Origin of the sequence: Dysgonomonas sp. BGC7 (assembly GCF_001261735.1) — a bacterium.
GTDB lineage: Bacteria > Bacteroidota > Bacteroidia > Bacteroidales > Dysgonomonadaceae > Dysgonomonas.
This window is the reverse complement of sequence record NZ_CVRP01000017.1, coordinates 116,816-138,036: the sequence shown is the minus strand read 5'-3', so window position 1 is coordinate 138,036 and position 21,221 is coordinate 116,816. Positions and strand designations below refer to the sequence as shown.

Below are 21,221 nucleotides of genomic sequence, written 5' to 3'. Positions count from 1 at the left end.
TTGCTACTTAACAAGAAAGGTCGCTCAAGTAGTGACTTTTTTCGTTAAACAGTTTTCAGGAAACACATTATTTACTCACACACCATACATCAAAGCTATCTCTCTTCGTGCACCTTTTCTCAATTATACTACTTCCGCAAAAAACAATACAGATCATTTTTAATAAACATTTCAAACAGAAATATTTTTTAATGTATATGAATATATTAATATTATTCACGATATTTGAATAGTAATACCCAATTGAAAAAGCTCAGTATCAAAAACTATCACATACCTATATTACAATGTGTAACTTCTCTTAACAATGAATTTATCTAAACAGATTTATATAGATTTATTTGACAAATACTATTTAGCATTAGTTAAATATGCTTCTTCTTTTGTAGACAAAGATAATGCCGAAGATATTGTACAGGATGCTTTTGTAGAACTCTGGGAACGAAAAGAGGAAGTTGAAGCAGGAGACTATATTTCATCTTTTTTATATAGATCGGTTTATACAAAATCTATCAACAAGTTGAAACATATTGCTGTTGTCAACAAATATTCTACAGCCAGAATTGAAATATATAACGAAAAACTGAAATACCTTTCGCCGGAAAATATAGATGTTCTAAAATACATAGAAAATAAAGAATTGAAAGAAAAAATAGAATCAGCAATTGATACTTTACCACCCCAATCTAAAAGTGTATTTCGACTAAGTTATATATATGGACTAAAGAATAAAGAAATAGCCGAAACCTTGGCTATCTCTCTGCGGACAGTAGAAGCTCACTTATATCAGTCCCGAAAATTATTGAAGCAGAAATTATTACATCTATTAAAGCTTCTACTGATTTTACACTTCTTTAACTAAGTGCATTATTCCGTAAAACTGTTTTAAGTATATTAGAAAATAGACAAATGAATACAATTAATAAGGAAATTATATTACGATATCTCGAAAAAACAGCTTCAGATGAAGAATATGAAGTTATTTTAAAATGGATTAAAGAAGATGAAAACAATAAGAAATATCTCTTTGACCTTGAATCTCTGTACAACTCTATCGAATTTGACGATTCTTCAAAAGAAGACTATTTAGAAATAGAAAAAGACCGGCTATTAAAAAAGTTATTATACAATACTACAGAAACAGAATCCTCGACAAAGAGAAAAAGGTACAACCTTACCTTCCTAAAAGTATCTGCATGTATTATAGTAATTGTATCTACACTAGGTTTTGGGTATTATTTCCTCAACAACAGTAATGTAATACATAATGAGCACTTATCATTAATCCAAAACGAAGAACTTAAAGCAAAAGAAGTTATTCTGGCAGATGGCACCAAAGTCTGGTTAAATCATAATTCAAGTATCAGTTATCCAGAATCGTTTAAAGGAAAGTCTGAAAGAAGGATTCATCTTACAGGAGAGGCATACTTTGAAGTAGCAAAAGATGAAAAATGTCCATTCTATGTAGAAAGTGAAGCATTTAACGTACGAGTTTTAGGTACCTCGTTCAATATAAAAAACTCTGCAACAGACAATAAGTCCTCAGTTACATTAATTAGTGGAGAAATAGAGGTAAAAGGAAATAAGGACGAGGGACACATTACATTATCTCCCGGACAGAAAGCTGAAATAGACCATTCTGATCACAGACTAAAAGTATATGACACAAATGCTGTGCTTGATGCTGTGTGGCATAATGATCTTATAACATTCGAGAATGCTACAATACTGGATATAAGAGAAACGCTCGAGTATCTTTATGGAGTTGAAATATTCCTTGACCCGGGACTAAATATCAGATATAAATATTCTGGCGTAATAAAGAAGCGAGACAGTATAGACTCCGTCTTAAACTCTCTTACAAATACGATTCCATTCAAATACGAATCAAAAGGAACAAAGATTAGGATACTTCCCAATTAGTATCTTTTTACTGTTAACGAAACTTAAAAATACACTTAATCTAAATTTAGACTAAGTGTATTTTGTTTTAAAGCTGTTTCATTATAAGAAATGGAAAGAAGACTATTATCGAATTTTTAAAAACTATTTACTATGACATAGAATATATATAAAAAAATTAGAGTATTGATAAATACCAGATTCAAGAAGGTTAACTTTATATTATTAACGAAAAACAACAATTAGATGAAGAAAAAAAAATGTATTTATTCTCCCGGCACATATTTTGTGCACAGGATGAATATCTTCCTTTTTTTACTATGTTTTTGTGGTGTTGCTTTCGCCCAAATAAACATCAAACAAAAAGAAGGTAAATTTTCAGATATCATTAAAGCAATTAAATCTCAGTCGGATTATCAGTTTTTTTATGAAGATAAAATAGGAGATATAAAAGTTGGAGCATTAGATCTTACTAATGCCAGTGTAAAAGAGATCTTAGATAAAATATTAGTCGGCAAAGGAGTGACTTATAAAGTTGAAGACAAAATCATTTACTTATCCTCAGGAACGATAAACAATGCAGTAAAAACAACTCAACAAATTACAAGAACAGTAAGGGGTAGTGTAAAAGATGAGTCGGGAGAACCTCTGATCGGAGTAACTGTTTCTGTAAAAGGAACTACTATTGGTACTCTCACCGATATTAGCGGAAACTATGTAATCAAGGCTCACGATGGAGATGAAATAGAATTTTCATATATAAGCTATACCCCAATCAAAACTGTAGTAAAGGGAGACATGACATATAACGTTGTAATGAAAGAAGACAACGTGGCTCTCAATGAAGTAGTTATTACGGCCCTGGGAATCAAAAGAGAAGCAAAAGTATTGACATACAATGTACAGGAAGTAAAAGGAGGTGAATTAACCGTTGTAAAAGATGCTAATTTTATAAACAGTCTGGCAGGTAAGGTTGCAGGTATGCAAATAAATCAGAGTGCCTCAGGTATCGGAGGATCAGCCAGAGTAGTTATGCGTGGAGCCAAATCTATTATGGGTAATAATAATGCACTATATGTGGTAGATGGAGTTCCTTTATATGATATCAGAGGCGAACAACCTGAGAATATCTTTGAGTCACCGGATGGAGGAGACAGAGACGCATTTGCCAATATTAATCCTGAAGATATAGAGAGCCTGTCTGTTCTTAGTGGCCCTGCCGCCGCCGCTCTATATGGAAATCAAGGAGCTAATGGTGTGATTTTAATTACAACTAAAAAAGGAGAAAAAGGATTGAAAATTAATTATGCAAACAATTCTATTTTTCTAAATCCTTTTGTTATGCCTGAATTTCAGGACACATATGGCTCCAGAGATCAGAGTTTTCAAAGTTGGGGTTCTAAAAAGACTTCCGAGATGGCTTCGTATGATCCAAAAGATTTCTTCCAGACGGGCTATGTGGAAACTAATTCTCTAACAGCATCTTTCGGAGGAGAGACCAATACGACATATGTATCTCTTGCAACGACAAATTCGAGAGGAATTATTCCTAACAATAAACTGAATCGTTACAATCTGACAGTACGCAATACAGCTGATATCATAAAAGATAAGTTAGAATTCGACTTCTCCATATCTTACATAAATGAAGACAATAGGAACATGATGACTCAGGGGCAATATCACAATCCTCTGCTTCCGATCTATTTGTTCCCTAGAGGAGATGATATAGCAAACTATAAAATTTATGAAACTTTTAACGAAGTTCGCAACTTCAAAGTTCAGAACTGGCCATCAAAGTATGGCAATCAGGGATTAGGTATCGAAAATCCATACTGGACTGTAAATCGGAAATTATTCGAAAACGAGAGAGATCGTTATATTTTATACAGTACCCTAAAATATAAAGCCTCTAGTTGGTTAAATCTGACAGGTCGTGTCAGAATGGACAATATGGAAAATACTTTCGAAAGAAAGATTTATGCGTCATCTGATTTATTGTTCGCTTCCGAAACAGGGAATTATATGAATCAAAGAATGAGCGATAAGCAATTGTATATGGACTTTATGGCCACAGTTGACAAACGATTTGGCGATTTAAGTCTGACTGGGGCTCTAGGTACAAGCTACTTCCATTACGACCAAAGGATAAATAGCTATGAAGGTCACTTAGGGCTTGTTCCTAACCGATTTTCACAAGAAAATATAAATAAAAATGATCCTCAGACTAAAGTAAATCAAAGTGGATTCAGAGATAATACAGAAGCTGTATTTGCTACTGCACAATTAGGTTGGAAAAGTTTAGTTTTTCTTGACCTAACAGCAAGAAATGACTGGACATCAACCCTAAAAGGAACTAATAGCACAGGCGTATTTTACCCATCAGTAGGGGTATCGGGAATAATAAGTGATATGTTTGACATGTCTAAAGCTCAAATATCGTTCTTAAAACTCAGATTCTCTTATTCAGAAGTAGGTAATCCGCCTCCACGTTTCATTACTAAAACTTCGTATGAATTAAATGATGGGAATTTAAAAACAGAGTCGGCGATGCCTTTCTCAAATCTCAAACCGGAAAGAACGAAAGCCTATGAGTTTGGAACTAACATGAAATTTTGGGGCAACAGGATTAATTTAGATGTGACCTACTACAATACAGACACTTACAATCAGCTATTCCATTTCGAGGCTGCACCTAGCTCAATATATTCAGACTATTATCTTAACGCAGGTAAAGTAAACAATTGGGGTATTGAAGCTTCTTTGGGGTATAACGATAATATAGGAGCTGTCAGCTATTCGACTAACCTCAACTTTACTCTTAATAGAAATAAAATAAAAACACTTATACCAAAAGGAACATTAGACCCAATAACAGGTACACCTATTCAAGCTGAAGATGGTATAGATGTCAGTTCTACAGGAACATATCGTATGACCCTCACCGAAGGTGGTACTTTGGGAGACATTTATGTTTCTACTCTTGAGAAAGACTCGAAAGGAAATATAAAAGTAGACCCATCAACTGGGGCTATCAATAGCGATCCAAACAATTGGGTAAAAGCCGGATCTGTTGCACCTCGCTTCAATTTTGGGTGGAATAATACTATTTCTTACAAAGGGTTTGATCTTAACTTTCTTGTAGATGCCCGTATTGGAGGAGTTGGAGTATCTGCAACTCAAGCTCTACTGGATAGATATGGAGTATCTAAAGCTTCGGCAAAAGCCCGGGACAATGGCGGTGTACTGGTAAATGGAAAACCGATGGATGCTGAAGCATATTACGCTGTTGCTGCCGGAGGAACAACGGGAGTATTGTCTGAATATGTTTATAGCATGACGAATGTAAGACTTCGGGAAGCCTCTCTTTCTTATACATTCCCTACTAAGTGGTTCAATCATAAAATAAGTGCTCTTTCTGTTTCTTTAATTGGACGAAACCTATGGATGATATATAATAAAGCTCCTTTCGATCCAGAGTTAACAGCCTCTACCGGAACTTATTTTCAGGGATTAGACTATTTTATGCAACCAAGTCTTAGGAATATAGGATTTGGAGTTAAAGTTCAATTTTAAAGCAAAAGATAATGAAAAACAATGTATATAAAATATTTAGGCTATTCTTTACCTCGCTTATTATTATCTCAATGTCAGGTTCTTTTGTTTCCTGCCTTGAAGACAATGTGAACGAATATGCAGGTACAGAAGATGATATGAGCAAAGATGGTCTCTTTATCGGAGGTCACTTTAATGCTATGCTTAAAGATGTAATTCCTACGTCCGATGTTGATGCCAATGAGTATCAACGTGCACAGAACCTGACAGGAGACATTTTCTCCGGCTATATGGCACATATAGGAACATGGAACTCTTCGAGCCATAACGGAACATACAATCTGTACTTTGACAAATGGAATGACGTTGGTTTTACTAACGGATATAATAAAATAATGGGGCCCTATATCAAAATATTAGCAAAAACCGACGATAAAGTGTACTTGTCAATGGTTACAATAGTAAAAGTCATGGGGATGCATCGTCTGGCAGATAATCATGGCCCTATACCTTATACCAAATTTGGAGCAGGGGGCTTAACCACCCCTTATGATAGCCAGGAGGTAGTTTATAAAAAATTTCTGGAAGAGTTAAAAGAGGCAACGAAAGAGCTCTCCGATTTTGTTGATGCAAACACTAAAGGAGATAAGCCTTTGGTAAAATATGATATGATATATGCCGGAGATGCTCAGAAATGGCTAAAGTTAGGGAATACCTTACGGCTCAGATTGGCCATGCGTTTAAGCTACATTGAGCCCGCCCTTGCCAAACAACATGCAGAAGAAGCTGCAAATCAAAAATATGGATTATTAACTGACATTCCTGATATTGCACAGTTAAAATCGTATGGAGGAAATGTAGTATACAATCCACTGGAAACAGTATGGAATTCTTATGCAGATACAAGAATGGGAGCTTCGATGGACTCTTACCTTAACGGATATAAGGATCCGAGATTAGCGGCATATTTTCAGCCGACATCAGATGGAGCCTATCATGGAGTAAGGAACGGCTTGTCTATAAATGACAAAGCTCCTTATGAAAAAATGTCTACACCTAATGTTCTGAAAAGTACTCCGGTGTTATGGATGACGGCAGCTGAGGCTTACTTTCTATTAGCAGAGGGAGCTTCGAGAAACTGGAATATGGGAGGAACAGCAAAAGACTTTTATGAGCTGGGAATTCGGGCTTCCTTCACTCAGCATAGCGTAAGTGGAGTAGATGCCTATATCATAAACTCGACAGATAAACCAATAAGATTTCAGGATATGGTTGGTTCTTCGGGTATAGCAGCCAGCTCGACAATAACAATCGCATGGCAGGAAAGTGCTTCTTTCGAAACAAAGTTGGAACGAATAATTACTCAGAAATGGATAGCAATGTTTCCTGAAGGGCAAGAAGCATGGTCCGAATTCAGACGCACAGGATACCCACGCATATTCCCGGTTGTGAGTAACCGTAGCAATGGTCAGATAAATACAACTACTCAAATAAGAAGAATAGTATTTCCTCAGGAAGAATACAATAAAAACAGAGAGGAAGTGGATAAAGCTATAGGATTATTAGGAGGTTCTGATACAGGAGGCACAAAATTATGGTGGGATGCTAAATAATTTAAAAATGAAAATTATGAAAATATTAACTAATATATTATTGCTCTTCTTTTTCTCTTTCACTTTAATATCGTGCATAGACGAAGTTGATCCGGAAAATAAGATAGTGGGCAAAACACCTCCCAAAAGTGAGGAATATTATAAAAATCTGAGAGAGTACAAGAATTCCGATCATGCCGTAGCTTTTGGATGGTTTGGAGGTTGGAACACAGAAACTCCTTCTATGGGAACTAGATTATCTTCAATTCCCGATAGTGTAGACATAGTATCTATATGGGGAAAATACTGGGATATTTCAGACGCACAAAGGGCAGACTTAACTTATGTACAGAAAGTATTGGGAACAAAAGTTACATACACAATTTTTGCACATGAAGTACCATCTCCGTTTGAAGCCAATACGGAAGGGGTGCGAGAATATGCAAAAGCTCTTGCAGATACTATGTACAAATACAACTATGATGGACTTGATCTGGACTATGAGCCTGGCTTCGGCGGAGTAGGTCCTCTTGTAGGGCATAATAATGCACTGATGAAAGACTTTGTATTAGCGCTAAGTCAATATTTCGGCCCAAAATCAGGTACCGGAAAACTACTGGTTATCGATGGGGTTCCATATGCAGTACATGCAGATATAGTAGAATGCTTCGACTACGGAATCGTACAAGCCTATGATTCTTCAGGAGAAGGAGATTTGCAAGGACGTTTCAACAATGCACTTGCCAAAGGATGGCCTGCCGAAAAATATATCTTTACCGAAGATTTCGAAAAATGGTGGAGTACGGGAGGAAAGGCTGGAGCAACAGTTACAACTCCGGAAGGAAACAGGATAACTGTACCTTCTCTTGAAGCAATGGCTTGGTTTAATCCGAAAATAGATGGAGAATACCATAGAAAAGGTGGTGCAGGAACTTATCATATGGAAAACGAGTATAAACACACTCCCGATTATAAATATTTGAGACAAGCTATTCAGATAATGAATCCGGCAAAATAGATTATAAATCTTTAAAAGAAAATACATGAAACTAAATAATATTATAGCCATAGGTCTTTGCGCCATTTTGTTAATAGCGTGTAAAGACAGTGAAGACTACCGGGATGTTATTTACATGTCGGGAGTAGAAAACTCTGTTTCCAGATTATTTACTGTCGACCCCGACGCTCCGGCATCCGAGATAGCTTTCAATGTTTCTTCTTCCGACAAGCTTAGTCAAAGTATGACTATTGACCTAAAAGAAGATTTATCTCTAATCGAATCTTATAACAGACGGTTTCAGAAAAATTACGAGCCACTACCCAAGGGTAGTTACACAATTTCAAAGCCCAACCCTGATCCCGAAGAAACAGATAAAGAGATATTAGGGCTGAATAAAAATCAAGTATTGATAAAATCAGGGTCTAGTGTATCTACCCCAATGAAATTGTCAGTAAATGATATTTCTTCTTTCGAAGAAGGTGTCACCTATGTTTTACCTATCAGTATAGTTAGCAATAATGGAGGAATAGATATATTACAGCCATCGGCAACTATCTACTTTGTTATAAATCAAACAATAATAACTCAAGCTGCGATTTTAACAAGCAATTACTTACAAGTTGACTTTTCAAAAAATAACGATGCCAGTCTGAAAGCTCTGCCTGCTGTAACTTATGAAACAAGAATTTATGTAAATAAGTTTCAGGCAGATAATCCTTACATCAGTAGCGTTATGGGTCTTGAAGAAAACTTCCTTCTTCGGTTTGGGGATACATCCATTAAACCGAATCAACTGCAAATAGCGAAACCTGGTATTGCCAGCAAAACAGAGTTTTCTACCGAAAAATGGTTCCATATTGCTGCCGTTTTTGAAGGAGGCAATGTAAGAATGTATGTAAATGGAGAATTAGAATCTTCAGGCAACATCGCAGGCATTACTGCTCTGGACTTAACACATGTATATAGTGACCCCATGTTTATGATCGGACGTTCTGCCAAGGGAAGAGGTATTAATGGGGCTGTGAGCGAAATGCGTGTATGGCGAAAGGCATTATCTCCTGCCGACCTGATAAATAACATGTGTTATGTTGATCCTTCTACTCCGGGATTAGTTGCATACTGGAGATTTAATGGAGCTGACGGCAAAGTTGTAACAGATATGACTGGTAATGGTTATGACGCAACAGCTTACAGCACTTTGAAATTTATGGATCATGTAAGATGCCCTGAATAACCTACAAAGAAACGAGACTTTCTTATTTTTATATTACTACGCAATGATCCGGTAAATATGTTTATTTACCGGATTATTTTTTCCGACTCATGTCAGTTGAAGACTTCTTCTCGTATTGTAAAGGAAGAGCAAAGTTAATAGATAACAAAAAAGACAGCCTTTCGCTGTCTTTCTTAAATTTATTGAGGTTTCATTATTAGCAGTTATTCCACTCTATTCCATGTCTGTGTTCTACCAAAAGCTGATATACCAACATAGCCTCGTACTTTAAGTTTATCTTTACCATCGAGAGAAATAGTACACTTATACAATTTACCGGAAACAGGGTCGAGTATTTTCCCATCAGAATAATCTTTTCCGTCTTTTTTCAACCCTTTTATTATAGTCAATCCGTTAAGCGGTTTATCCTTATCCTGATCGGGACAGTTTGTACATTTATCGTTTTTCTTCTCGGGATTTAGAATTTCAATTATCTTACCATAGACTTTTCCATCTTTTTCGGTTATCTCCACAATTGATTTTGCATCACCTGTTTTGTCATCGAAGGTTTTCCATTTACCAACAACACTTTGAGCAGAAATTGTCATTATACCTGACAAAAGAACTAATATAAAAAGAGTCGTAATCTTTTTCATGTTTTGAGCGTTTATTTACGATTAAGCACATTAAAACTATTGAATATTGTATCTTAAAGCCACAGCTATCAATCAGCATTCTTTTTAATAACCAACAAATACAATTGAGACTATAAGTCTGCCAAATGTAATAAAAAAGCATAGAAAAACACCAGACACTCTTTCTTTTGTTTTGTACTGTATAGAAGTTTGTTTGATTTGTTTTACTATTTTTGTAAAAACTTACTTTGTTGTCTGTTTGTTACATTAAAATGGACAATGTAAAGATTACAAGATGAAAACAAAACATTTACTACCTATTTTAGGCTTATTTTCTTTGCTATTAATAAGCATAGAGCCTGCAACTTCACAAGTGAGATTTGGTGTAAGAGGAGGATTTGATGTTATCAGTAAAAAAATAGATTTGAACATACTAAAAGTTGAAAACAGGCTAGGATACCAACTCGGCCCTACGGTAGAATTTATCATACCTGCATCAGGGTTTGGAGCAGATATATCTGTTCTTTACGGTAGGAAAGAATATGAGCCTTACCACAAGAACGATGATATAACTATTTCCGATTATGATTATATCAGTGTACCTATCAATATAAAGAAAAGATTCGGACTAAGTTCTTTTCTTGGTATATTTATTACAGGTGGAGTATATGGTAATGTAAAAGTGAGCGGAGGAGAAATAAAACATATATCCGATGTTATAGATGAATATAAAGCGAAAGACTTTGCTCTTGGACTCAATGCCGGTGCGGGTGTTAGTTTATTAAAGCACTTCGACATAGGGATGTATTTCCGCGGCGACCTGACAAAGCGTTACGGAGACGAACATATTAACGATGATGTTTTCCAAAACAAGAAAAACCAGACTTGGTCTGTTGCTCTTAATTATTATTTCTAAAAACCTGAATGCTTTACGCTGACGTAGTTCTCCCTCTTTCCTTACAGGGGATTTACTCATATTCAGTTCCTTCCAACATTGAAAACTCAATACAAGAAGGAAGCAGAGTTATTGTGCAGTTCGGAAAAAAAAGATTCTACACAGCTATCGTTTTTAAGATATATCGCCCGGAAACGATTATCCCTTCTGTAAAAGAGATAATAGCCGCTCTTGAAGATTATCCCATTGTTATACCGATTCAACTTAGATTTTGGGAATGGATGTCTTTCTATTATATGTGTACTCTCGGAGATGTATACAGAGCCGCCCTTCCATCCGCTTTGAAGTTGGAAAGTGAAACTTACATATCGCTAAATCCTGATTTTGAGGCAACAGAACTTTTCTCGGCAAATGAAAAGAAAATATTCTATTCATTATCAGCAGACAAGCCTCAAACTATTTCCGATATTGAAAAACAGACTTCTCTCTCAAATGCAATTACTACAATAAAGCTTTTGGTGGACAAGCAAGCAATATATATCAGCGAGAATATACACAATTCTTTTTCGGCAAAAACAGTAACAGCAGTACGCTTATCCAAACCTTATTCCAACGACGAACTTAATCTTGTATTAGACGATTTGAAGAGGGCAAAAAGACAACAACAGCTCCTGTCTTCATTCCTATATCTGAAAGAGAACAATACTGTTATATTCAAGAAACAATTATTGGAAGAAGCTGATGTAACACCATCAATATTATCAGAGCTTACAAAAAAAGAGATCCTTGAAACATACGATATTGAAACAAGCCGCTTCGATTATGGAGAGACAGACCTTGATGCAGCCCACTCTCTCAATAGCTATCAGCAAGAAGCTTATGAGAAGATAAAAGAATCATTTATAGAAAAAGATATAACCCTTCTGCACGGTGTGACATCGAGCGGAAAAACCGAGATATACATACAACTGATAAAAGATGCTATAAAAGACGGAAAGCAGGTGCTTTACCTTTTGCCGGAAATAGCTCTCACCACACAGATAACCAGTCGGCTCAAAACTGTTTTCGGGAATAAACTGGCAGTCTATCACTCAAAGTTCAATGATAATGAGCGAGCCGAAATATGGAAAAGTTTGCTAACAAGTGGTGAAACCCAAATAGTTTTGGGAGCCCGATCTTCCATATTTCTCCCATTCACCAATCTGGGGCTTATTATCGTAGACGAAGAACACGAAGGCTCTTACAAGCAACAAGACCCCGCCCCCAGATACAATGCCCGCAATGCAGCCAGCATGCTTGCAAATATGTACGAGGCAAAAGTTTTGCTTGGTACGGCTACTCCATCTATCGAGACTTACTACAATGCTCAGTCGGGAAGATACGGTTTTGTTAAACTAGACAAACGGTACGAAAATATAGAATTGCCTCACATAGCCGTTATCAACACGAAAGAGTTGAGGAGAAAGAAGCAAATGAAATCAATAATCTCTCCTCCTTTGGCTGAAAAGACAAAAGAAGCTTTGTCTAAAAAAGAACAGATTATACTTTTTCAGAACAGAAGGGGATTTTCTTCAATGCTAGAATGTAAGACCTGTTCGTGGACACCTCTTTGCATCAACTGTGATGTCAGCCTCACATACCACAAAGAACAAAGAGTAATGCTCTGCCACTATTGCGGTGCAGCCTATCCTGTTCCTCACGAATGCCCCGAATGTCATACACCAACCCTCGACAATCATGGGTATGGCACAGAACGCATAGAGGAAGAAGTGAACAATCTGTTTCCTGAGGCCAACATAGCTCGTATGGATATAGATACCACACGAGGAAAAAAATCGTATGAGCACATAATATCAAAATTTGAAGAAAACGAGACCCAAATACTTATCGGTACTCAAATGGTATCGAAAGGCTTGGATTTTGATAATGTATCGGTTGTAGGCATATTAAATGCTGACAATCTGATGAACCACCCAGACTTCAGAGCACACGAGAAGGCGTTTCAGCTGATGACACAGGTTAGCGGGCGGGCGGGAAGGAAGAACAAACAGGGACTTGTCATATTGCAAACTTCACATCCGGCTCATCCTATCATAAAATACGTAAGGCAAAATGACTACGAATCGTTCTATCTGTCGCAACTGGAAGAACGTAAACTATTTCGCTACCCTCCTTATTTCAGATTGATATCTATCGTACTGAGGGCACGTGACGAAAGAGTGGTAGAGACTGCTTCTACTAGCTTTGCCCAAGCCCTCAGACAATCATTCGGTCAACGAATATTAGGCCCAGGAAAACCTCCGATAGCCAGAATACAATCCTTATATATACGTACTATCTTATTGAAGATTGAAAACAATGCATCTATACAAAAGGTAAGAGAGACCATTTTGCATCATCAATCAGAAGTTTTGAAAAATCCGGCTTTCAAATCCATTCTCCTACATTACGATGTAGACCCGGTATAGCTTATCTTAATCCTCTGACATTCTAAAATCTTTATCTATAGAGTGATCCTCCAATTGACTCCGCTTCGCTCTGTCGAACGTTGTTTCTCCCAAAAGGAGGCTTAAGGGAAGCCAAGAGGATTGAGTAAATAATTGCAAAAAGTAAGAAAAAAATGTACAAGTATGTCAGGTTTTAGTTAAAGTAGCCCCACCAACCTCCCCGAAGGGAGGCTAGGGCAAAGCCAAGAGGAGAATAATGGCAGTTGAAGAAATAGAGAAAAAGTGTACAACTTTGTCAGGTTTTAGTTAAAATCACATATTGAATCTATCTTAATGCACTTAATAGAAGAACCTTAAGCATTTAAGTTTTTTTATCTGCATTATTAAAAACGTTTTGCTTAAATTTGCAGCGACACACTTATATAGTATATGGATAAGAAGAAAGAGAAATCGAAAAAGAAAAGTTTTTTCAGCAAATTCACTCCTAAACAGATAGTTAAAAGTCTATGGATCATATTTGGTAGTGTAATAGGACTGATAGCCATTATATTTATACTAATCAGCACGGGTATTATAGGATACATGCCCGATGTAGAAGATTTGGAAAATCCGATCGACAAATATGCTTCGCAGGTATATTCTTCCGATGGAAAACTATTAGGCACCTATTCTCAGGCAAAAAACAATCGGATCTATTCTGATTACAGTGATCTTTCTCCCTATTTGGTACAAGCACTCGTTGCCACCGAAGATGCCCGCTATTATTCACACTCGGGTATAGATGTATATGCCCTTACACGCGCTATAGTAAAAACAATTATACTCCAGCAATCGAGCGGAGGCGGAGGTAGTACAATTCCTCAGCAATTAGCAAAATTATTATATTCTCCCCCATCGGAAAACGCTATTGAACGTATTTTCCTGCGCAAACCGATAGAATGGGTTATCGCAGTACAATTAGAAAGATATTACACCAAGGATGAAATAGTAAATCTGTACCTGAATCAGTTCGACTTTTTATACAATGCCGTAGGAATACAATCGGCAGCGCAAGTATATTTCAATAAAACACCAAAGGAACTTAAAGCAGAAGAAGCAGCTACACTGATAGGAATGTGTAAAAACCCTTCATACTTTAATCCAAGGAGATTTCCTGACCGCACTAAAGGACGCAGAAATGTTGTACTCGAACAAATGTACAAATCCGATTATATAACAAAGGCTCAATTAGACTCTTTGCAGCAAACCCCTCTAAAGCTCGACTTTAAGAAAGTAGATCACAAAGACGGGTTAGCTCCATATTTCAGAGAGTATTTACGTTTGACGATGAGTGCAAAGAAGCCTAAAAAATCGAACTACGCCTCATGGCAAACAGAGCAATATGTACAAGATTCGCTAAACTGGGAGAACAATCCTCTTTACGGATGGTGCAACAAAAATAAAAAACCGGACGGATCAAACTACAGCCTTGCCACCGATGGGCTAAAGATATTTGCTACAGTAGACTCACGCATGCAACAATATGCAGAAGAGGCTGTTACCGAACATATGAGTAAATCCTTGCAGCCAGCATTCGACAGAGAAAAAAAGGGACGTTCTTATGCACCTTTTTCTCTAAAAGATGCTAAAAATGTGGACAACATACTTAGTCAGGCAATGAAGAATTCCGATAGGTATAAAAATATGAAAAAAGGTGGAATGTCTGAAAGTGAGATACTGAAAGCCTTCAAACAACCTGTCGAAATGAAAGTCTTTTCATGGAAGGGAGAGACGGATACTATAATGACCCCTTGGGATTCTATTCGTTACCACAAATCGTTCCTTCGTACAGGCTTTATGGCAATGGACACGCACAACGGGTATGTAAAAGCTTATGTGGGAGGCATCGACTATGGTTATTTCCAATATGACATGGTAAATATGGGACGTCGTCAAGTAGGGTCTACAATCAAACCTTATCTATATACATTGGCTATGGAAGAAGGATTCACTCCTTGCGACGAAATGATATATGAACAACAGACTCTTATACAGGAAAATGGTAAACCGTGGAGCCCCCGAGGAGCAAAAGCTTCTAAATTTGGTGAGAAAGTGACAATAAAATGGGGACTTCAGAACTCGGATAATATGGTCACTGCATACCTGATGAGTAAGACTTCTCCTTATACCTTTGCACGTCTGCTACACTCGTTTGGCATAACAGGCCACATAGACCCCGTAGTATCCATGTCGTTAGGTACACCGGAAGTTACTGTTGCCGAAATGGCTGCTGCTTATACTTCTTTTGCAAACAAGGGAGTAAAAGTAAGCCCTATATATATCACTCACATAGAAGACCAGTATGGTAATATTATAGCCAACTTCTCACCAAAACTAGACGAAGTGTTTAGCGAGGGCACATATGTGAAAATGCTGGATATGCTTCGAGGTGTCATTGATGGCGGTACAGGCGGACGTATGAGAAGGAATTACGGTCTAACAGCTCCTATGGGAGGTAAGACCGGTACTACAAATAGCAACTCTGACGGTTGGTTTATGGCCTTTACCCCTAACATCTCAGCTGGATGCTGGATAGGAGGAGACGAGCCAACAATACACTTCGACTCGATGGCTGAAGGCCAGGGTGCCAGTAGTGCTCTTCCTATAGTTGGTCTCTTTATGAAAAAAGTATATTCCGATAAGAAAATAGGATATAGTCAATCTACTCAGTTCGAGTCCATTCCGGGATATGGAGTGTGTGACAAAGGTAACTCTGACGACGTAGAGGATGACAACAGTCCTGTAGGAATAGACAACATATTTAAATAAAAACCTAGAGGACAAGTTATTCCCATATAGGAAGCTAAGGTTGGATATTCAATCTTAGCTTTCCTTGTATTATAAATAAGAGTCCCTATTCGGCTTTAACAGCCTCTACTTTATACCCTTTTTCTGCCAACTGAAACAGCAGCCCTTCTTCTCCTGCCAAATGCAATACTCCCACAGCAACCAAGCTACTTGCTGTCTGCATCATCTCAGGTAACTGCAAAAGCCACTTATCATTTCTGGCTTTCCCCAAAGCATGCTTCTGTACCTGCGAAGTGGGACAAGGATCGTTTGGGTTATTGAAAGATAAGTCATAGATTCCGTTTACATCTCCTTTCTCATATAAACCATCAAGCTGCTGTAGCTGACTGGATGCGATATTGCGATGCTTCATAAAACAAGCTAACGATATTGCCTGATCCTTTAATGGTTCTGCATCAAACAACACAGCTATTTGATCATCAATAGTCTCCAGTCCTAACACCGGTTTACTTTGCTCTTTTGCGATACGCTGTACATAGCCGTCAATAGGCTCATGCGACATCATATTATAATCAGGATATATTTTCGAATAAAGCATCACAGATGCTACCGAAGAGATCAATCCGGGCTTAAACTGACCCATATTTTCCAAACCAACACCCATTATATCCTTCAAGCCCGTTTGCAAATCATTATATTCATCCTTCGATAGCATTTTTTCGTATGTCTCACCTTCTGGCATTACAGCAGCAAGTGTCATTTTGGCTTGCATTGCCGCCTGATCTGACATTATCAGTTCTCCTACAACCTGCTGTGTTTCGTCAATTACATCTTTTAATCCATATATTTGGTCGACAAAGCTAACATCTTTCAGATGATGAGTTCCTAAAATATAAGAAGGTTTTTCTAGACCATTACCTGAAACTTTCCACAACAGAGCCCCTGTATATTTAGTATATTCTTGTGCTGATACGGTAAGTATTAGAGAAAAAGCCAGGAGTAACGATACTGTAAAGATTTTAATGTTTTTCATAAGCTATTATTTTCTATTATAGTTATTCTTGATTATCTCTCTCAAATTCCTCAATTTCCTCTATTGCAGAGGCCAGTTTTTTTATATTATTCCAATACATTACTTTATATAAAACAAATACAATGATCACACCCACAAAGGCAAAAACAGTGAAAACAATAAGCTTACCAACAGAAAGAGGTGTTTCCAGCAACTCATAATATCCCAGAAAAATAAGAAATAATACCAGCCATGCCACTCCCACAAAAAACTCTTTAAATATAATCTTTCTATAAGAATAAACCTTAGAAGAAATTTCCATGATAGTCATATGTCCTATATTAATTTGCTTCAATTTTCTTATCTTATATATCTGCCAAAAAAAGGCAAAGAAGACAGAAACGGTATATACCATAAAAACAGGCAAGTATCTCGAAAAGACAAAGTATCCAAGAATAACACATATCACCATTGCAAATGCACCTATCTTCTCAAATTTCAAAAGGGCATTATAAGCACTATGTCCATCGTTAGAGAGCATTTTGCCAATTTTCTCATTATCAATATCCAGCTTTATTTCTGCATTCTGCCACTTCTTTTTTATATTATCAAGTTCCATAATGTTTAGTTTTTTTCATTCGACATTTGCCTTAACTTAGCCTTTACCCGGCTCATCTTAGTCGCTACGTTCGTCACTGTCAGTCCTGTTATATCACTTATCTCCTTATACGATTTATCGTCCAAATATAACAATACCAAAGCACGCTCTATTTTTCCCAGCCTGTTTATCAACTGATAAAGCTCCTGAATTTCTTCATTATTCTCTATCTCTTCAGGAATATCGACTGAAATATCTACATAAGATATACTTCGTTTACTCCTGCGATAAAAGGACACACATGTATTAAGGGCTATTCTATATACCCATGTAGAGTATTTACTATCTCCTCTGAATGAAGGGAATGCCTTCCACAAGTTTAAAACAGTCTCCTGATACAAATCACCTATTGGATGCTCATTATCAGCATAAAAAGAAGCCACTTTATAAATGACACCTTCATTTTGCCTTATCATTTCCAAAAACTGAATGTATTCTGCTTCCGTTTGTTTCATATAAGCGGTTCCTGTTTCTACTTCATAAGTCGCAAAATTGCCTGAATAATCACACAAAAATATAAAGTTACACTATTTATACAAATCTGTGATTGACTTTGTATAAAACATCAGTTTGCTCAATTATGGCAAAACCCAATTTTAACTAAAACCTGACAAAGTTGTACTCTTTTTCTCTATTTCTTCAACTGCCATTATTCTCCTCTTGGCTTTGCCCTAGCCTCCCTTCGGAGAGGTTGGTGGGGCTATCTCTATAGATAAACTTCTGTTACTCTTACAATAAATACTTATCTGAGGTAAACTGTAGCCTCCTGTAATAATAAATATTGACATATTTTGCAAGGCTATCACATTGAAAGAGCAGCTAAAATAAATTATCTTTGTATGATAGACTCATTTATAAAAACCAATTAAATATCACGATGAAAACAATCATATCCATGTTTATAATAGCAATGAGCATGATTGCGTGTAACTCAACTAAAGAAATGACAGCCAAAGAAAAAAAACTGATAACTGAAGAAACAAAGGATATCCCTTTTAGGGTATTGCAAATAGACAATAAAAAAGATTCTCTATTCCTCAGAAAAAAATGTTCAGATATAAATATTAAAGATATAACCTCAAGTGAAGTTCTAAAGGATTTTATCGAACGACTCAAGTTAACAATGGCTGTAGAATCGGGAGTAGGCATAGCTGCACCTCAAGTAGGCATAGGGCGTAATATGTTTCTATTTATGCGGCTCGATAAACCGGGAATACCTGTCGAGGTTGCGATAAACCCTCGAATAGTAAACCATCCCGAAGAAACAATATGCTTCGAAAATGATGGATGCCTTTCTGTTCCTGATATGTCGGGAAACAGTAAGCGCTATGCTTGGGTCGATGTAGAATACTATAACGAAAAAGGCGATCTGATAAAAGAAAGACTCAGTGGGCACACGCGCAAAGGAGATTTCACCGGAGTTGTTTTTCAACACGAATACGACCACCTTCAAGGAATTTTATACATAGACAAACTATTCGAATAACAGAAGTATAAACAACTGAGGAAATAACAAGAAATAAAAGCTGCTACATCCTACTGTCCTTATTCTAGAATAAGTGAGTAACTCTAAATATCAAAAAGTGTCTCCATTTCAGACATATATTAATTGAAATATCATATTTATGTCAACGAAATTTGTACTTTTGCTAATATAAACAAACCTATCAATTATATCGACTGATAAAACTTTTATTAATATGAATGAAATAGACTGGTCAAATCTGTCTTTCGGGTACATGAAAACAGATTATAATGTAAGAAGTTATTACAAAGATGGAAAGTGGAGTACTCCAACTGAAACAACATCTGAATTTATTGACATTCATATGGCAGCAACCTGCCTGCACTACGGACAAGAAGCGTTTGAAGGACTCAAAGCATTCAAAGGAAAAGACGGGAAAGCCAGAATTTTCAGAATGAGGGATAATGCCTTGCGTATGCAGTCTTCATGTCATGGAATTATGATGGAAGAACTACCTGTCGAAGTTTTTGAAGAAGCGGTATTAAAAGCAGTAAAACTAAACGAAAGATTTATCCCTCCTTACGGTAGCGGAGCATCATTATATATTCGTCCTTTATTGATTGGATTAGGGGCACAAGTAGGAGTAAAACCAGCTACAGAATATCTGTTTCTAGTGTTTGTAACCCCTGTAGGCCCATATTTCAAAGAAGGATTTAGACCTACCCCTGTAGCTATATTCAGAGGGTACGACCGTGCCGCACCTCTAGGAACAGGTACTATCAAGATCGGGGGTAACTATGCAGCCAGCTTAGTCGCAGGTCATAAAGCACACGAGATGGGATATTCAGCTGTTTTATATCTGGATGCAAAAGAAAAAAAATATCTGGACGAATGTGGCCCTGCCAATTTCTTCGGAATCAAAGATAACACATATATCACACCGCTTTCATCTTCAATATTGCCCTCCATAACAAACAAAAGCCTGATGCTGTTGGCTGAAGATATGGGCATGAAGGTAGAGCGCAGACAAGTTCCTGAAGAAGAATTATCTACATTTGAGGAAGCCGGACAGGTAGGAACTGCTGCTGTAATCAGCCCTATATTGAGAGTTGACGATGTGGAAGAAAACAAATCTTATGTCATATCCAAAGATGGTAACGCAGGTCCGATAAGCACAAAATTATATAATAAACTAAGAGGAATTCAGCTTGGTGACGAGCCCGACACCCACAATTGGGTTACTGTGCTTGCATAAATAGCTTTTCGAATATGGAGATAGAGGATCAAATGCACACAGAGGACAGAATGGTTCTACGGACGGAAAACCTTGTAAAACGCTACAAGTCGAGAACTGTAGTAAATCATGTTTCTATAAATGTGAAACAAGGTGAAATTGTGGGTTTGCTGGGACCGAATGGCGCAGGAAAAACCACTACATTTTACATGACAGTAGGCCTTGTTATGCCCAACGAAGGAAAGATATTCCTCAACGAGCAGGAAATCACCAAATTTCCTGTTTATAAAAGAGCTCAAAACGGAATCGGGTATCTGGCTCAAGAGGCATCTATCTTCAGAAAAATGACTGTAGAAGACAATATTCGTTCAGTTTTGGAAATGACAAAGACCTCGCCTGCATATCAAAAAGAGAAATTGGAAAGCCTTATAGATGAGTTTGGGCTACATAAAGTAAGAAAAAACCTAGGAGACCGATTGTCGGGAGGCGAAAGAAGGCGTTCGGAAATAGCCCGCTGTCTGGCAATAGACCCTAAGTTTATTATGCTCGACGAGCCTTTTGCCGGAGTAGACCCTATTGCCGTACAAGACATTCAGGAGATAGTAGCCAAATTAAAGTATAAAAATATTGGAATACTTATTACAGACCACAATGTGGACGAAACTCTAAGTATTACCGACAGGGCGTATCTGCTCTTCGAAGGCAAAGTCCTTTTCCAAGGCTCGGCAGAAGAACTGGCCTCGAATGAAATCGTAAGAGAGAAATATCTCGGACGCGACTTTGAGCTCAAACGCAGAAATTTTGAACATTTGAAAGGCTAACCCCG

General features: G+C 37.2%; 16 protein-coding genes. 12 read left to right on the top strand and 4 right to left on the bottom strand.

Features of this window, described 5'->3' with window-relative positions; genetic code table 11:
* Nucleotides 1-307 precede the first annotated feature (307 nt).
* The 6 genes from BGC7_RS14410 (at nucleotide 308) to BGC7_RS14385 (ending at nucleotide 9,283) form a co-directional block, all read left to right on the top strand.
* A complete protein-coding gene (locus BGC7_RS14410) occupies nucleotides 308-862 on the top strand; it encodes an RNA polymerase sigma-70 factor (protein WP_050702305.1) in 555 nt (184 codons plus the stop codon).
* Nucleotides 863-909: 47 nt separating this feature from the next.
* A complete protein-coding gene (locus BGC7_RS14405) occupies nucleotides 910-1,923 on the top strand; it encodes a FecR family protein (protein ID WP_050702304.1) in 1,014 nt (337 codons plus the stop codon).
* Nucleotides 1,924-2,148: 225 nt separating this feature from the next.
* On the top strand, nucleotides 2,149-5,478 hold the full coding sequence (locus tag BGC7_RS14400; protein ID WP_050702303.1) for a SusC/RagA family TonB-linked outer membrane protein: 3,330 nt from the start codon (nucleotides 2,149-2,151) through the stop codon (nucleotides 5,476-5,478).
* An 11-nt stretch (nucleotides 5,479-5,489) separates the two neighbouring features.
* Entirely contained in the window at nucleotides 5,490-7,070 is a 1,581-nt protein-coding gene (locus BGC7_RS14395; protein WP_050702302.1) for a RagB/SusD family nutrient uptake outer membrane protein, read from the top strand.
* A 16-nt stretch (nucleotides 7,071-7,086) separates the two neighbouring features.
* Nucleotides 7,087-8,067 carry a glycoside hydrolase family 18 gene (locus BGC7_RS14390; protein ID WP_050702323.1) on the top strand — a complete coding sequence of 327 codons (981 nt, stop codon included), beginning with the start codon at nucleotides 7,087-7,089 and terminating at the stop codon, nucleotides 8,065-8,067.
* A gap of 25 nt (nucleotides 8,068-8,092) precedes the next feature.
* Entirely contained in the window at nucleotides 8,093-9,283 is a 1,191-nt protein-coding gene (locus BGC7_RS14385) for a DUF1735 and LamG domain-containing protein (protein WP_050702301.1), read from the top strand.
* A gap of 203 nt (nucleotides 9,284-9,486) precedes the next feature.
* Here the strand turns inward: BGC7_RS14385 and BGC7_RS14380 are convergent, their stop codons facing one another.
* Entirely contained in the window at nucleotides 9,487-9,918 is a 432-nt protein-coding gene (locus BGC7_RS14380; RefSeq protein WP_050702300.1) for a DUF2147 domain-containing protein, read from the bottom strand.
* 274 nt (nucleotides 9,919-10,192) lie between these two features.
* Here BGC7_RS14380 and BGC7_RS14375 point away from each other — a divergent pair, with 274 nt between their 5' ends.
* From BGC7_RS14375 to BGC7_RS14365, 3 genes are all read left to right on the top strand, one after another.
* Nucleotides 10,193-10,813 (top strand): outer membrane beta-barrel protein, encoded by a 621-nt coding sequence (locus BGC7_RS14375; RefSeq protein ID WP_050702299.1) that lies wholly within the window; start codon nucleotides 10,193-10,195, stop codon nucleotides 10,811-10,813.
* An 8-nt stretch (nucleotides 10,814-10,821) separates the two neighbouring features.
* The gene (priA, locus tag BGC7_RS14370) at nucleotides 10,822-13,260 is read left to right on the top strand and encodes a replication restart helicase PriA (protein WP_050702298.1); all 2,439 of its coding nucleotides are present in this window, start codon (nucleotides 10,822-10,824) and stop codon (nucleotides 13,258-13,260) included.
* 408 nt (nucleotides 13,261-13,668) lie between these two features.
* A complete protein-coding gene (locus BGC7_RS14365; protein WP_050702297.1) occupies nucleotides 13,669-16,047 on the top strand; it encodes a transglycosylase domain-containing protein in 2,379 nt (792 codons plus the stop codon).
* Nucleotides 16,048-16,132: 85 nt separating this feature from the next.
* Here BGC7_RS14365 and BGC7_RS14360 read toward each other — a convergent pair whose 3' ends face one another.
* The 3 genes from BGC7_RS14360 to BGC7_RS14350 are packed head-to-tail and all read right to left on the bottom strand — an operon-like array spanning nucleotide 16,133 to nucleotide 18,151.
* Nucleotides 16,133-17,059, bottom strand: coding sequence for a TraB/GumN family protein (locus BGC7_RS14360; protein ID WP_050702296.1), 927 nt, complete (start codon nucleotides 17,057-17,059; stop codon nucleotides 16,133-16,135).
* A 22-nt stretch (nucleotides 17,060-17,081) separates the two neighbouring features.
* Complete coding sequence (locus BGC7_RS14355; protein ID WP_050702295.1) at nucleotides 17,082-17,657, bottom strand: hypothetical protein; 576 nt, start codon at nucleotides 17,655-17,657, stop codon at nucleotides 17,082-17,084.
* Between the two features lie 5 nt (nucleotides 17,658-17,662).
* Nucleotides 17,663-18,151: an RNA polymerase sigma factor gene (locus tag BGC7_RS14350; protein WP_050702322.1), complete on the bottom strand. Its 489-nt coding sequence runs from the start codon at nucleotides 18,149-18,151 to the stop codon at nucleotides 17,663-17,665.
* Between the two features lie 422 nt (nucleotides 18,152-18,573).
* Here BGC7_RS14350 and BGC7_RS14345 point away from each other — a divergent pair, with 422 nt between their 5' ends.
* The 3 genes from BGC7_RS14345 to lptB all read left to right on the top strand — a co-directional run bounded on the left by BGC7_RS14345 (nucleotide 18,574) and on the right by lptB (nucleotide 21,216).
* Nucleotides 18,574-19,182 carry a peptide deformylase gene (locus BGC7_RS14345; protein ID WP_242034413.1) on the top strand — a complete coding sequence of 203 codons (609 nt, stop codon included), beginning with the start codon at nucleotides 18,574-18,576 and terminating at the stop codon, nucleotides 19,180-19,182.
* 214 nt (nucleotides 19,183-19,396) lie between these two features.
* A complete protein-coding gene (locus BGC7_RS14340; protein ID WP_050702294.1) occupies nucleotides 19,397-20,416 on the top strand; it encodes a branched-chain amino acid aminotransferase in 1,020 nt (339 codons plus the stop codon).
* A 32-nt stretch (nucleotides 20,417-20,448) separates the two neighbouring features.
* Nucleotides 20,449-21,216 carry an LPS export ABC transporter ATP-binding protein gene (gene lptB / locus BGC7_RS14335; protein WP_050702320.1) on the top strand — a complete coding sequence of 256 codons (768 nt, stop codon included), beginning with the start codon at nucleotides 20,449-20,451 and terminating at the stop codon, nucleotides 21,214-21,216.
* The last annotated feature ends 5 nt before the right edge of the window (nucleotides 21,217-21,221 follow it).